Annotated in this window: 10 protein-coding genes and 1 pseudogene; 1 reads left to right on the forward strand and 10 read right to left on the reverse strand. The window is 69.0% G+C overall.

What is annotated here, in order from left to right; translation table 11 throughout:
* Positions 1–4: 4 nt before the first annotated feature.
* From GXY35_07765 to rnc, 10 genes and pseudogenes are all read right to left on the reverse strand, one after another.
* Positions 5–685 carry a response regulator transcription factor gene (locus GXY35_07765; protein NLW94470.1) on the reverse strand — a complete coding sequence of 227 codons (681 nt, stop codon included), beginning with the start codon at positions 683–685 and terminating at the stop codon, positions 5–7.
* A 71-nt stretch (positions 686–756) separates the two neighbouring features.
* Positions 757–2,889, reverse strand: coding sequence for a HAMP domain-containing histidine kinase (locus GXY35_07770; GenBank protein NLW94471.1), 2,133 nt, complete (start codon positions 2,887–2,889; stop codon positions 757–759).
* Between the two features lie 186 nt (positions 2,890–3,075).
* Entirely contained in the window at positions 3,076–4,974 is a 1,899-nt protein-coding gene (locus GXY35_07775) for a hypothetical protein (GenBank protein NLW94472.1), read from the reverse strand.
* Between the two features lie 181 nt (positions 4,975–5,155).
* A complete protein-coding gene (locus tag GXY35_07780; GenBank protein ID NLW94473.1) occupies positions 5,156–6,007 on the reverse strand; it encodes a prepilin peptidase in 852 nt (283 codons plus the stop codon).
* Between the two features lie 115 nt (positions 6,008–6,122).
* Positions 6,123–7,667 carry a 2-isopropylmalate synthase gene (locus GXY35_07785; protein NLW94474.1) on the reverse strand — a complete coding sequence of 515 codons (1,545 nt, stop codon included), beginning with the start codon at positions 7,665–7,667 and terminating at the stop codon, positions 6,123–6,125.
* Positions 7,668–7,737: 70 nt separating this feature from the next.
* Entirely contained in the window at positions 7,738–8,733 is a 996-nt protein-coding gene (ilvC, locus tag GXY35_07790; protein NLW94475.1) for a ketol-acid reductoisomerase, read from the reverse strand.
* 66 nt (positions 8,734–8,799) lie between these two features.
* The gene (gene ilvN, locus GXY35_07795) at positions 8,800–9,273 is read right to left on the reverse strand and encodes an acetolactate synthase small subunit (protein NLW94476.1); all 474 of its coding nucleotides are present in this window, start codon (positions 9,271–9,273) and stop codon (positions 8,800–8,802) included.
* A 90-nt stretch (positions 9,274–9,363) separates the two neighbouring features.
* The gene (ilvB, locus tag GXY35_07800; protein NLW94477.1) at positions 9,364–11,088 is read right to left on the reverse strand and encodes a biosynthetic-type acetolactate synthase large subunit; all 1,725 of its coding nucleotides are present in this window, start codon (positions 11,086–11,088) and stop codon (positions 9,364–9,366) included.
* 19 nt (positions 11,089–11,107) lie between these two features.
* On the reverse strand, positions 11,108–12,760 hold the full coding sequence (gene ilvD / locus GXY35_07805; protein NLW94478.1) for a dihydroxy-acid dehydratase: 1,653 nt from the start codon (positions 12,758–12,760) through the stop codon (positions 11,108–11,110).
* 300 nt (positions 12,761–13,060) lie between these two features.
* Positions 13,061–13,750 (reverse strand): annotated as a pseudogene (gene rnc / locus GXY35_07810) (ribonuclease III).
* Positions 13,751–14,720: 970 nt separating this feature from the next.
* On the opposite strand from rnc, the gene GXY35_07815 reads away from it, so the two are divergent.
* A partial coding sequence (locus tag GXY35_07815) for a hypothetical protein (protein ID NLW94479.1) occupies positions 14,721–15,076 on the forward strand: 356 nt, incomplete at its 3' end.

Here is a 15,076-nt window from a genome sequence, read left to right on the forward strand (position 1 = left end):
CCCCTCAGCCGATGAACTTGTACCCCGCGCCGTAGACGGTGAGCAGCACGCGGGGGGTGTTGTGGTTCTTCTCGATCTTCTTGCGGAGCTTCAGGATCAGATTGTCGACCGTGCGGGTGGTCGGGTAGACGTCGTAGCCCCAGATCTCGTCGAGGAGCTTCTCCCGCGTCACCACGTCGTTGCGGTGGGCGATCAGGTACCGGATGATCTTTGCCTCCATCGCGGTGAGGGGCGTCGCCTTCCCCCCCCGGACGACCTGGAATCCTTTGAGGTCGATCGTGGCGTCGCCGATGACGTAGCGGGCGATCTCGTCGGGCTTCGACTCCCCGCGCCGCGCGAGCGTCCGCACGCGCGCGAGGAGCTCGCGGACGCCGAACGGCTTGGTCATGTAGTCGTCGGCGCCGAGCTCGAGCCCCAGCACCTTGTCCATCTCCTCCCCCTTGGCCGAGAGCATGATCACGCGCGCGGAGGGGAGCTTCGCCTTGACCTGCCGGCAGACGTCGTAGCCGCTGATGTCGGGGAGCATGATGTCGAGGATCAACAGGTCGGGGGCCTTCTCCAGGGCGATCTTGATTGCCTCGTCGCCGCGCGTGGCGCAGAGCACCTCGTACCCCTGCGTGGAGAAGAAATCCTCGAGGCTCCGCAGCAGTTTCTTCTCGTCGTCCACGATCAGTATCCGTTCCATCGACCCCTCCCTTCCGGGCGGCGCCTCCCCGCGGGGGCGCGTGTGCCGCGCGCCCCCCGCGGTGCGCGGGTTCAGCCGGCCGGTTCCGCCGGCACCGGTATCACGATGGTGAAGACGCTCCCCGCGCCGAGGTCGCTCTCCACCTCCACGCGCCCCCCGTGCGCCTCGGCGATGTGTTTGACGATGGAGAGCCCGATCCCCGCCCCCTTGCGGGCGACTTTCCGGCCCTCGTCCACGCGGTAGAACTGGAAGAAGATCTTCTCCAGATCCCCGGGGGCGATGCCGATCCCGCGGTCGGAGACCCGGATCAGCACCTCGCCGACCTGCCGCCGGAGCTCGACGCGCACCGCCTTCTCCCCGGGGGAGAACTTCACGGCGTTGTCCAGCAGGTTCAGCAGCGCCTGGCTCAGCGCGTCCTCGTCCGCGGGAACGCGGGGGATGACCGGGTCCGCCTCGTAGACGATCTCGATCCCCTCCGGCTGCACGTACTGCCGGAAGGCGCGCACGGTGGAGGCGACCGTCTTCCCGAGGTCCGCGGGGCGGAGGGTGTAGGCCCGTTTGCCCGCCCCGATCCGCGAGAAGTCGAGGACGTTGTCGATCAGGCGAGAGAGGCGCTGCCCCTCCGAGGTGATGAAGGTAAAATACTCCTTCTCCTTCTCCCGGCTTGAGACGGCGCCCATCTCCAGCATCTCCCCGACCGCCCGTATGGTCGAGAGGGGGGTCCGAAGCTCGTGGGAGACGCGTGAGACGAACTCGCTCTTGAGGCGCGCGAGCTCGCTGTCCTTGGTGACGAGCCAGTAGGTGAGGGAGAGCCCCATCAGGATGATCAGGAGGAGCAGGGAGCTGTAGACGGTTCGGGTCCTCCGCTCCCGCGAGGCGAGCTCGTAGAGAAGGCCGTCCTTCCGGTAGGCGAGGCGGAGGCGCCATGCGGGGAAGACCGGCGCGAGGGACTGCGTGCGCACGTGCGGCGAATCGTTTCCGGGGTCTCCGCGCCCGGCGAACGCGTTCCCCTCGGCGTCCATGAGGGCGAGGTTCACGTCCGGTCCCGACGCGACCGTGTCGCGGAGAATGTCGCGCATCCTCTCCCTGAGCCCCCGCGCGTCGAGCACCGCCACGAGCACGGCGGGCTCCGCTTGCCCCTCCAGGGCGATCGTGCCGCACGCCGCGAGCGTCTCCTCGCCGCCGCTTGTCCGCGAGAGCATGCGGTATCCGCCCGCCCCCTCCTCCGCGACGCGCCCGAGGTCGGGCCCGAACCGCTCCCGCAGCCGCTCCATCGCCAGCGCCGCGCGTTTCGTCACGTCCCAGTCGCGCAGGACGGCGTCGAACCGCGCGGGGGCGGGCGCCTCCGCGCCGGCGGCCGCGAGCTCGCCGCGGAGATCCCTGACCATCGAGACGTAGAACGCGGCCTCATGGACGCTGCCCGCGAGTTCCCCCGCCGCGAGCCCGTGCAGGATGGCGAAGAAACGCTCCGCCGCCTCCGCCGCGTTCCCCGCCCGACGCGCCGCGTCCGCGGCCCCCGCCATCGCGAGCAGTCGCAGCGAGAGTCCGTGGTAGGAGACCCCCTCGCCGGCCCGCGCGAGGATCTCCCGGTAGCGGTCGAACGCCTCCGCGAAGTTCCCGGCCTTGAGGTTGCAGCGCGCCTCGGAGAGCAGGGCGATCGCCTGCGTCTGCGGGTTCCCCGCCTCCCGCGCCGCGGTGCGGTAGTCGCGCAGCGCCGCGCCGGGGTCGCCGGCGACGAACTCCTGCGCGCTCCCGGCGCGCATCGCGCGCGAGTAGCCCGCGATCCGCTCGTCGGGGCGCGCGCCGAAGAGGATGTCGCCGGTGCGCTCCGCCGGTTCCCGGAACGGGTAGAGCGGCCTCAGCCGCCGGTCGAGGATGAATACGTCGGTTACGTACGGGCAGGCGCTCCGGCTCGCGGCGACGGCGGAGGGGAGAAGGTCGGGGGAGAGGCCAGGGCGGGCGCGCCGCGAGAACTCCGGTTCGCAGTCGAGCACAGGCCGCGTCAGGATGCGGACCGCCCGCTCCCCCACCTGCGCGAGGTGGGCGTTGATCTCGGCCGCGATCGGTTCCCGGCTCCCGTAGACCGCCTTCAGGGCGAGCCAGGCGAGGGGGACGGCGGGGAGGAGCACGAAGAGGAAGAAGAGGAACGGCAGCCGTTTCGTCCTGGGCGCGCCGGCCGCCGGGGAGAGGCCGCGCGGTGTCACGAACCGCCTCCCGCCTCGTCGCGCACGCCGCCGAGCCGCGGAGCCGCGGAGACGGGGGCGGGACAGGCCGCCCGCATGAGACGAGGTGCGTTCACCATCCGATCCCCCGGGCGAATTATACTACATCGAACCGGGCGCATGCGGGCGATTCGAAGAACCCTGATTCCGGGATCCTTTCAGGAGGAATCAGGGGAGGATCGTCAGCGTCACCGTGTGCAGGGTGACGACGTGCGGGACCCCCTCGTAGAGCTCCGCGAGGCTGCGCACCGGCGGCATCCTACCGGCCTCCAGGAGCACGAGGTGGATCCAGAGAGGCCCCTCCAGACCCTCCGGGCACGGGAGGCCGTCCAGGAGCCGGATCCCCATCGGCGCGTCGAGATGCGGCACGCCGGCGGCCAACGGTGCGATCCCCGGCAGGATGCGCCCGCCGGGGAGGATGCTGAACAGCCCGCGCGCGGTGTCGGCGACCAGGTAGGCGTCGATGCGCATCCATACCGAGATCGTGAGTCTGCCGTCGAGCGCGATGGGCGCCCCGGGCCTGAAGGCGGCGGCGTTCGCGGTCAGCTCGACGCCCGACGGACGCCCCGGCGTCGGCTCGGCGGTGGGGAACGGAGCGGGCGTCGGCGTCGGCTCGGCGGTCGGGGAAGGGGTGGGGGTGGGTACGAGTCTCGCCGCCTCGTTCGAGTAGCGCCGTTCGTAGCAGACCCGGAGTCCCGATGCCTCGTGGACCTTCGTCGACGACACGCGGTAGTAGTACGCCGTCCCCGGCCGGACGGTGGTGTCGGTGTAGCGGGACTCCGCGACGTGCGCCGAATTGATCCGCTCGTAGATCCCCGTGGCGTCGCAGCCGGGATTCGCGTGCCTTCCGCCGCCCGGGTCCCCGTTCGAAATCGCGGAGCGGTAGACGTCGTACCCGTACGCCCCCGCCACGTCGTCCCAGTCCAACTCCGCGAACGACGGCCCGGAGTCCGTGACGCGCAGGTTCTGGGGGATGCCGGGGGGCGGGGAGACGAGAAACCCCGAGGCGCCGGGCGTGGTCTCCTCGTCGACGTAGGCGCGCGCGCGCGTGATGTCGTAGTTCCCCTCGCTGTCGCAGGTCACCAGCACCGTTCCGTCGAGGTCGTTGCGGTAGACGATCGTCCCCGCGTTCCAGAGCCTGTGCAGCGATCCGGCTGCCGGCTGCGCGTGCGACCCCTCTCCTCCCCACCCGTATGCAACCTGGACGACCGCGTAGGCGGCCCCCATCGCGTCCGCGAACCGCTGCCCGCTCGAGCTGTTGCTCCCGTGATGGTGGACCTTGTAGAAATCCGTGTCGGCCAGTTCGCCGGCGGCGCCGGGATACGAGTAGGCGGCGTTTTCGTCCAGTATCCCGCTCTCGGCGCCGCCCCAGTATGCGTCCCCCCCGCTGAGGAAGACGCTCTCCCCGCACCGGATCTGGTGCACCAGCGCGTAGGCGTTGTCGTCCCCCGAAGGGAACCCCCGCAGCGCGGCGAGCACCCTGTCCTCGACATACGGGTCGAACCCGTACGGATGGTCGTTCGGTCCGATCGTGCAGCGCGGTCCGCTCAGATGGTCGCCGGCGTCGACCTCGAAGTAGTGCCCGGGGGCGGAGTTGGGGCCGCACCCCTCGGCGTCGAGCTTTTTCATCAGGTCGTCGTAGCCCCCCTTGGCTTCCGTGGGCCAGCGGAGATTCTGGTAAAAGTTCTTCACCTGGTACCGGTCTACCACGTACCGAAGACCGTCGTAGTGGTCTTCGCCGGCGGAGGAGAGCGCCATGAACCAAAGCGTCCCCCCGGGGCCTATCTTCCCGTCCAGGAAGGGGAAGAGAACCTGGTAACGGTACCCGCCGCGCCCCCCGTCGATCAACAGGTTCCGGTCGTCGTCGGTGTCCAGGACGCCGTCCTCGCCGGGGAACTCGTAGTACTGGCAGTCGCCGTAGGTGGAGGAGGAGCCCTCCGGGACGTACTGGATGTACCAGACCCGCATGTACCGCGTCTGGGCGGATGCGGAAGACGCCGCGAGCAGGGCGGCGAGGAACGCCGGGAGGAAGAGGCGTGGTGGTATCCCGGTGCGGAGTCGGCGCATGGATGCACGGATCATAGTTGTCTTATCGCATCGCCAGGGGCCTGAATTGTCACGGAAATGTAAAAATCCACGTCGCGCCTTCTCCGGGAACATGGAGACGCGCGCCCCCGCCCCGGTGTGGCGGCGTCGCACCGTCCGCGCGGACGAGGCGCCCGGGGGCGTGGCCGCCGGGCATGGCGGTTCACCGCAGCATACCGAGGTACCAGCCGATCAGGCGCCCGCCCCAGAGGAAGGCGACAAAGGCGCCGAGGCAGAGGAACGGCCCGAACGGCAGTCTCGACTTGAGATCGGCCTTCCTCGCGCCGATGAGCAGGAGCCCGGTGACGGAGCCGGCGAGGGAGGCGAAGAAGGTCGCGAGCAGGACGGGGACGGGGCCGAGGAGCGCTCCGAAGTACGCCATCAGCTTGACGTCGCCCAAACCCATCGCCTCCTCGCCGTAGAGCATCCCGCTGACGAGGCGGATGAGCCAGAAGAGCCCGCCGCCGACCGCGATGCCGAGGAGGGCGCTGACGAGGGCGCGTGCGGACGCGTCCGGAAGGAGGGGCAGCCGCGCCGCCGCGGCGGCGACGAAGCGCCCGAGGAGCGGCGTGCCGGCGACGGAGGAGTGGAGGGCGGGGCACGCGATGCTCGCCAGGATGCCGAAGCCGATCCCGCCGAGACTGATCTCGTCGGGGATGATCTGGTGCTCGAGGTCCACGAAGAAGACGACGACGAGACTCGAGGCGAAGGCGAGGGCGACGGCGAGGAAGACCGGATCGGCGCGGAAACGGAAGAGCCCGAGGAAGAGGCACGCCGTGAGGAGCTCCACGGCGAAGTAGCGCGGGGAGATGGAACCGCCGCAGGCGCGGCAGCGCCCGCGGAGGAGGAGCCAGGAGAGGAGGGGGACATTGTCGTACGGCCTGACCGGCGTCCGGCAGCGCGGGCAGTGCGACGGCGGGGAGACGATCGACTCTTCGCGCGGGAGCCGGTGGATGCAGACGTTCAGGAAACTCCCGACGACTGCGCCGAGCACGAACACGAGGAGTGAGAGCATCTGCCTGACCTGGTTGAGACGCCGCCGCCTCTCCGCGTGGATGTCGCGCGCCTCGACCCGTTCCCGCCGAAGGCGCGCCCGGCGGGTGCCGCGCGCCGCGCGGCGGCCGAAAGGGTCAGAAGCGGGGCGCCGCGGCCCGCGCTTTCCTCTGGCGGCGGCGCCAGAGGATCCGGTTGAGTGCGTTCAGATACGCCTTGGCGCTCGCCTCGATGACGTCGGTGCTGGTGCCGCGCCCCGTCTCCGTGAACCGGCCGCACGACACCTTGACGGTGACCTCGCCGAGGGCGTCGGTGCCGCCGGTGACGGCGCGCAGCGAGTAGTCGGCGAGCCGCCCCTCGATCTTTGTGATGCGCCGGATGGTCTGCATCGCCGCGTCCACCGGGCCGTCGCCGCAGGCCGCGTCCTGGAGGAGCTTGTCGCCGCGCCGCAGGCGGATGGTCGCGGTCGGGAGGGTCTTGTTCCCGCTCGAGATGCTGATGTAGTCCAGCCGGAACTCCTCGGGTATGGCGGAGATCTGGTCGTCGATGAGGGCGAGGAGGTCATCGTCGAAGACGGCCTTCTTCTTGTCGGCGAGCTCCTTGAACGCCCGGAACGCCCGCTCGAACTCCTTCGGCGGGAGGACGTGGCCGAGCTGCTTGAGCCGCTCGGCGAATGCGTGGCTTCCCGAGTGCTTCCCCATCACCATCGAGGTGCCGCGCCAGCCGACCGACTCGGGCGTCATGATCTCGTAGGTGCGCCGGTTCTTCAGCATCCCGTCCTGGTGTATCCCCGACTCGTGCGCGAAGGCGTTGTCGCCGACGACCGCCTTGTTGGGCTGCACCGGCATCCCGGTGAGTCGGCTGACGAGGCGGCTCGTGTTCCATATCTGGCGCGTGACGACGCCGGTGGAGACCCGGTAGATGTCGGGGCGGGTGCGGACGGCCATCACGATCTCCTCGAGGGAGGCGTTCCCCGCCCGCTCCCCGATGCCGTTGATCGTGCACTCGACCTGCCGCGCCCCGTTCACGATGGCGGCGAGCGAGTTCGCGACCCCGAGGCCGAGGTCGTTGTGGCAGTGGACGCTCAGGACCGCCTTGTCGATCGAGGGGACGTGCTCCCGGAGGTAGCGGACGAGCCGCCCGAACTCCCCCGGCATCGAGTAGCCGACGGTGTCGGGGATGTTGACGGTGCCCGCTCCCGCGGCGATCACCGCCTCGACGACCTCGGCCAGGAACGCCGGCTCGGTCCGCGACGCGTCCTCGGGGGAGAACTCGATGTCGTCGACGTATCTCCGCGCGAGGCGCACGGCGCCGGCGGCCAGCTTCAAAATCTCCCCCTTCGCCTTCTTCAGCTTGTAGCGGCGGTGTATCCCCGAGGTGGCGAGGAAGACGTGGATCCGCGGGCGCTTCGCCTTCTCGAGGGCGCGGGCGGCGGCCTCGATGTCCTTGGGGAGCGCGCGGGAGAGGCCCGCGATGATCGGCCCCTTCACCGCGGCGGCGATCGCCCGGACCGCCTCGAAGTCGCCGGGCGAGGCGACCGGGAACCCGGCCTCGATGGCGTCGACGCCCAGCCGCGCGAGCTGGAGCGCGATCTCCACCTTCTCGCGCTCGTTCAGGCTCGCGCCGGGGCACTGCTCGCCGTCGCGCAGCGTCGTGTCGAAGACGATAAGCCGTTCGGTCATATGGTGTAGCCGCACGCCGTACGCTGCAATGAGCTGCAGGCGTAGAGCGTGCAGCGTACGGCTGCCTATATCACTTCTTGTCGAGCCAGGACATCATGCCGCGGAGCCGCGTCCCGACCTTCTCGATCAGGTGCGCCTTCCCCTTGCGGACGAGCGCCTTGTAGACCGGGCGCCCGGCCATGTTCTCGAGGATCCACTCGCGGGCGAACCTCCCGTCCTGGATCTCGGCGAGGATGCGCTTCATCTCCTGCCGCGTCTCGGCCGTGATGACGCGCGGGCCCCGGGTAACGTCGCCGTACTCGGCGGTGTCGCTGATCGAGTAGCGCATGTTCTGGATCCCGTTCTCGTACATCAGGTCCACGATCAGCTTCATCTCGTGGAGGCACTCGAAGTAGGCGATCTCGGGCTGGTACCCGGCCTCGACGAGGGTGTCGAATCCGGCGCGGATCAGTTCGGTCAGCCCGCCGCAGAGGACGCACTGTTCGCCGAACAGGTCGGTCTCCGTCTCCTCCCCGAAGGTCGTCTCGATGACCCCGGCCCGGGTGCCGCCGATGCCGCGCGCGTGGGCGAGGGCGAGCTTCTTGGCCTTCTTGGTGGCGTCCTGATGCACGGCGACAAGGCAGGGGACGCCCCTCCCCTCGGTGAAGACCCGGCGCACGAGGTGGCCGGGGCCCTTCGGGGCGACCATGTACACGTCCACGTCCTTCGGCGGAACGATGCGGCCGAAGTGGATGTTGAAGCCGTGCGAGAACGCGAGCGCCATCCCCTTCCGCAGGGCGGGCCGGACATCCTCCTGGTAGACCTTCGCCTGCACCTCGTCGGGGAGCAGGAAATGGACGATCTCGGCCTTCTTCGCGGCCTCGGCCGCGCTGACGGGCTTGAAGCCGTCCTTCACCGCCTGCGCGTGGTTCGGCGTCCCTTCGAGCTCGCTCACGATCACCTTGACGCCGCTGTCGCGCAGATTCTGCGCCTGGGCGTGTCCCTGGCTGCCGTAGCCCAGCACGGCGATCGTCTTCCCGGCGATGACTTTCGGGTCCGCATCCTTGTCGTAGTACATCGTGGCCATGGCGCCCTCCTGTTGGCTGTACGCGGCACGCCCCGATCCGCCGTGCGCGCGCCGCGCAGTGCTGGTTCAGTTCCTCGCGATTGCGATCTTGCCGGTCCGGACGAGCTCCCTGATCCCGAACGGCTTGAGGAGGTCGAGGAGCGCCTCGACCTTGTCCCCAGTTCCGGTGAGCTCCACCGTGACGCAGGTGTGGCCCACGTCGACGATCTTGCCGCGGAAGATGTTGACGATCTGCATCACCTCCGGGCGCGTGTGCGCGTTCGAGTGCACCTTCACGAGCACGAGCTCCCGCTCGAGCGCCTCGTCGGGCTCGTACTCCTGCACCTTGATGACGTCGACGAGCTTGTTGAGCTGCTTCGTGATCTGCTCGATGACCCGGTCGTCGCCGTGCGCGACGATGGTCATGTGGGAGACGGTCGGGTCCATCGTCTCGGCCACGGAAAGGCTGTCGATGTTGTAGCCGCGGCCGCTGAAGAGCCCCGCGATCCTGGCGAGGACCCCGAACTTGTTCTCCACCAGCACGCTGATCGTATGTTTCATGTCGCGCCCACCGGGCGAAAAGTGTAGCACAGCACGCTGCAAGTTGTAAGCCGCATGCCGTAAGCGTAGAGCTTGCAGCTTACGGCTGATCTACACCAGCTCCGCCCCCTGGATCATTTCCTTCACGGATGCTCCGGCGGGGACCATCGGGAAGACGTTCTCCTCGTGTGCGACCTGGAAATCGATGACGACCGGTTTCCGTATCTTAAACGCCTCGCGGAGGGAGGGGGCAACCTCCTTCTCCGACCCCACGCGCATCCCGACGGCCCCGTACGCCTCGGCGACCTTGACAAAATCGGGGACGTACGGCGGACACTTGCCCGCCGTGCCGTCGCAGACCTTCGGGCACATGGCGTTCCGGGCGAGGCAGGTGGCCGAGTAGCGCTTCTTGTAGAAGAGCTGCTGCCACTGCCGGACCATCCCGAGGTAGTGGTTGTTCAGGATGAGGACCTTGACCGGGAGGTCGTTCTCCACGGCGGTGGCGAGCTCCTGGATGTTCATCTGGAAGCTCCCGTCTCCCGAGATGACCGCGACGAGCCGCTTCGGGAACGCCGCCTGCGCCCCGAGCCCCGCGGGGAAGCCGTAGCCCATCGTCCCGAGCCCGCCGGAGGAGATGAAGGTCCGCGGCTTGACGATCTTGCAGTACTGCCCCGCCCACATCTGGTGCTGCCCGACGTCGGTCGCGATGATCGCCTCCCCCCCCGTCAGCTCCCGGAGCTTTTCTATGACGAACTGCGGCTTGAGCCCGTCCTTGCGCCGGTAGCTGAGCGGGTGCTTCTTCTTCCACTCCTCGATCTTCGCCAGCCACTCCGCGTCGTCGCACCGCTTGACGATCTTGACGAGCTCGCGAAGGACCTGCTTCACGTCGCCCACGATCGGGACGTCGACCTTGACGTTCTTGTGGACGGAGGCCGGGTCTATGTCGATGTGGATGATCCGCGCGTGGGTGGCGAAGGTGGAGAGTTTGCCGGTGACCCGGTCGTCGAAGCGGGCCCCGATGGCGACGATCAGGTCGGCCTCCGCGATCGCGTAGTTCGCGTACACCGTCCCGTGCATCCCGAGCATCCCCAGGGAGAGCTCGTGCGTCTCGGGGAACGCCCCGAGCCCCATCAGGGTGGTGGTGACCGGGATGCCGGCCTTGACGGCGAGGGCGGTGACCTCCTTGTCGGCCCCCGAGGTGATCGCGCCGCCGCCGACGTACATGATGGGTCGCTTCGCCTTCGAGATCTCCGCCGCCGCGCGCTTGATCTGCTGCGGGTGCCCCTCGTAGGTCGGCTTGTAGCCGCGGAGCTCGATCGTGGCGGGGTAGGGGACGGCGGTCTCGGCCCTCTGGATATCCTTCGGCAGGTCGACGAGGACCGGCCCCGGGCGGCCGGTCGAGGCGATGACGAACGCCTCCTTGAGGATCCGCGGTAGGTCCTCGATCCGGTCCACGAGGTAGTTATGCTTGGTGATCGGCCTCGTGATGCCGACGATGTCCGCCTCCTGGAAGGCGTCGTTTCCGATCATCGGCGTCGGTATTTGGCCGGTGAGCGCCACGAGCGGGACCGAGTCCATCGCGGCGGTCGCGATCCCCGTCACGAGGTTGGTCGCCCCGGGGCCCGAGGTGGCGAGGCAGACGCCCACCTTGCCCGAGGCGCGGGCGTAGCCGTCGGCGGCGTGCGCCGCGGCCTGCTCGTGCCGGGTGAGGATGAACCTGATCGGCGACTCGTAGAGCGAGTCGAAGATGTCCATAACCATGCCGCCGGGGTACCCGAACAGGACCTCGACCTTCTCCCGGAGCAGCGCGTCGACGACGATGTCGCATCCTTTCATCACTGGTTCCCCGTCCGCGTTACCTGCAGATCGCCCCCGTCGCGGCGGAGGTGACGGACCGCGCGTACCGCGCGAGGTAGCCGGTCCGCACCTTCGGGGCGGGGGATTTCCACGCCTTCAGCCGGGCGGCCATCTCCCGGTCGCCGAGGGCGACCTTCAGGGAGCGCCGCGGCATGTCGATCTCGATCCGGTCGCCGTCGCGCACGGCGGCGATCGGCCCCCCCTCCATCGCCTCCGGGGAGACGTGCCCGATGCAGGGGCCCTTCGTGCCGCCCGAGAACCTGCCGTCGGTGACGAGGGCGACGTCGTCGGCGAGCCCGAGGCCGACGATGGCGGCGGTGAGGGAGAGCATCTCCCGCATCCCGGGGCCCCCCTTCGGCCCCTCGTAGCGCACGACGATGACCGTCCCCGGCTTGATCTTCCGTTCCATCACGGCCTTCATCGCCTCCTCCTCGCCGTCGAAGACCGCGGCGCGGCCGGTGAAGCGCCTAAGCGCGGGCTTGACCGCGCTCTGCTTGACCACGGCGCCGTCTGGGGCGAGGTTCCCCGACAGGACCGCGATGCCGCCCTCGGGGCCGACCGGATCGGCGAGCGGCCGGATCACCGCCGGGTCCCGCACGACGCCGAGGCGGGCGATCTCGAGGATCCCGCGGCCGTCCGCCGTGGGACTCTCCTCGAGCATCGGGGCCAGGACGGAGAGGACCGCCGGGATCCCGCCCGCCCGGTGCAGGTCCTCCATGCACCAGTTCCCCCCGGGCTGCATGCTCGCCAGGTGCGGGGTGGACTTCGAGATCCGGTCGAACAGGGAGAGCGGGAGGTTCACCCCCGCCTCGTGGGCGATGGCGGGCAGGTGCAGGACGGTGTTCGTCGAGCCCCCGAGCGCCATGTCGACGCGGATGGCGTTCATGAAAGCGGGGAGACGAGCGATGCTGCGCGCGCCGGTTCCCGCGCGCGCGAGGGCGACCGCCCGCTCGCCGCTCTGCTGGGCGATGCGGCACTTCTCCGCCGCGACGATCGGCGCGGCGGCGCAGCCGGGCAGCGACAGGCCCATCGCTTCGGTCAGGCACGCCATCGTGTTCGCCGTGTACATCCCCTGGCAGGAGCCGGGGCCCGGGCAGGCCCGGATCTCGATCTCGCGCAATTCCTTCTCGTCGATCTTTCCCGCCTTGAAGCGTCCGATCGCCTCGAAGGTGTCCTGGACCAGGGTGAGCTTCTTGCCCGCCCAGTCGCCGGCGAGCATCGGCCCCCCGGTGACGACGACGCCGGGGAGGTCGAGGCGCATCAGCGCCATCAGCATCCCGGGGGTGATCTTGTCGCAGTTCGTCAGAAGCACGAGCCCGTCGAAGGCGTGCGCCGTCGCCACGCACTCCACCGAATCCGCGATCAGCTCGCGGAGCGGGAGCGAGTAGCGCATCCCGGCGTGCCCCATCGCGATGCCGTCGCAGACGCCCGGGATCCCGAAGAAGAACGGCACGCCGCCCGCCGCGCAGATTCCGCGCTCGATGAAGCGCTCGAGGCCGCGCAGGTGCGTGTGGCCGGGGATGAGGTCGTTCCAGGCGGTCGCGACGCCGATGAACGGCTTCTCGAGATCGCCCCTCCCGAGCCCCGTGGCGAAGAGGAGCGCGCGGTGCGGCATCCGCTCGAGCCCCTTCGTGACCGCCTCATGGCGCATCCGCGGCGACGCGCCGCGGGAACCCTTCGCGCCGCGCCCCTTCCTGTCCGTTCCAGGCATCATTCCCTCTTTTCTCCGCTTTTCTCGAGAAGGCGGATGATCTCCTCCAGCCGCTCCTCGAGTCGTTCCGTCCGGCGGTAGAACTCTCTGCTTGCGTCGAAGAAGTCCACCGTCTTCAGCGCCGCCAGGATCGCCACGGCGGTCATCACCGATAGGAGCAGCAGAAAGAACAGCACGGTGAACGCGACCATCGGCAACCTTTCCGGGCGCCCGCGGAGTGCCGTCGGCGACGCGCGCCCCGACGGCCGCCAGCGCCGCCCTGGCGGCCTCCTGCTCCGCCGCCTTCTTGTTCGGTCCCGCCCCGCGCCCCAGCGGCACGCCGCCGAGGCGCGCCTCGACCTCGAACGTCTTTCGGTGCTGCGGGCCGCGGCTCGACAGGAGGACGTACCGCGGAGACCCCTGCCCCCGCTCCTGCCCGTACTGCTGGAGCATGTTCTTGTAGTTCAGGCGGTCGCGCGTCGAATCGATCCGCGCCAGGAGCCCGCTGAACAACGCCGAGGTGACGCGGCGCGCGGCCTCGATCCCCCCGTCGAGGTAGATCGCCGCGATGACGGCCTCAAGGGCGTTGGCGAGGTTCGAGCTCCTCTCCCGCCCGCCGCCGGCCGCCTCCCCCTTCCCGAGGAACAGGTGCGCGCCGAGCCCGACTTCGGCGGCGACGCCGGCGAGCGAGTCGCGGCTCACGAGCACCGACCGCATCAGCGTCAGCTCGCCCTCGTGTCGCCTGCGGTAGCGGCCGTACAGGTGCCGGGTGATGACCAGCCCCAGCACCGAGTCGCCCAGAAACTCCATCCGCTCGTTGCTCGGCGCATCCCCGCCGCCCCGCTCGTGCGCGTACGACGAGTGAGAGAGCGCCTCGAGCAGGAGCGCGCGTTTTTTGAAACGGTATCCCAGCCGCTCCTCGAGGCGTGCGAGCTGATCTGCGTCGGGCATGCGGGCCTCTCCGGCGGAAGGTAGTATAGCGCACAGGAGGGCGGGCCTGCACGAAAAATACTGGGGACGGAGGGGGGCGGTCCGAGGCGCCGGATCCGGATCCCCCCGCACCCGGAACCCGGACGGCGGCGGGAACGAGGGCGGTTTCGGGGAGGGGGGGCAGCGTAACGTAGTGTATGCATAAAGGAGGAAGGAGTCCCCGGAAGGGGGGTGAAAAGGGTAAGGTGACAAGGAGACAACAAAGGTATCCTCTCCGGTTCAATCGGGCAGGAAAGAAAGGAGAGGATACCGTGCCACGAACGAGACGCAGTGTGTGGGAGTTCGATCCTGACAGGCAGACCTTGTCTTCATGGTGGGAGATGCGGCCTGTGGTATTGGGGTCGGACCACGATATTGTATTGTGCCGGAATGCGTTATGCCGAAAAATGCCCTGAAAAGGGCCTTAGAAGCGATGTTTGGGGGTCAAAACAGCGTGTAACAGATCCATCAGTCAATTTGAGTCGAGATTGCCTCGTCGCTGCGCTCCTCGCGATGACGTGTCTGAACGATTCCGCAGTGGTTCGACGGAGATGAGTTGCATGGCGAATCGTGCGGGGCGAATCGCCTCGCGATCAGCAACACGAATGACCCGGGTTACGGCCTCGAGCGTTGGGTCGGCGCTCCCGCCCGGGAATGCGTAGAAGCGATTTTCGGGCCCCGAAATCGCTTCTAAGGCCCTTTTAGGGACCAGAATAGTCGCACCATCTACTCCCGCAACGAATTATCGTGGTCCGCCCCCAATACTCACATAAACCTTATGACGTTACTGGAGGTCGTGTGCGGGAGACGCGCCGTTCCGGCACTGCGCGCAAGACCTGTCTCAGGACGGCGGTTGCCCCCCGGATGCGGCGTACGGTATCCTGTACGGCGTGAGGACGATCTTCCGCGCAGACAGGCGGGGCGCGCGTGCATCCGGGGAGCGCAGACGGGGATGAAACGGCACCTTGCGTATCTCGCCGCCGTTCCGGCCCTGGCCGTCATCTCGTGCGGGCGGACCGGCGAGGCGCCGCCCGGGCCGAACGGGGGCCGGACGCGAGTCGCGTGCGTGGGCGACAGCATCACCTACGGGCTCGGCCTGTGGAACCGGGGGCGGGACTGCTACCCCGCGCGACTGGGAGGGATGCTGGGCGGCGGCTACGAGGTTCGCAACTTCGGCGTGAGCGGCGCGACGCTCCGCGAGAACGGGGCGCTCCCCTACCGGGGCACGCGGGCGTTCGTCCAGGCGACGCGCTGGAACCCGCAGATCGTCGTCATCATGCTCGGCACCAACGACGCCGCGGAGTGGAA

The organism is Chlamydiota bacterium (genome assembly GCA_012729785.1).
Lineage (GTDB): Bacteria > Auribacterota > Tritonobacteria > UBA1439 > UBA1439 > UBA1439.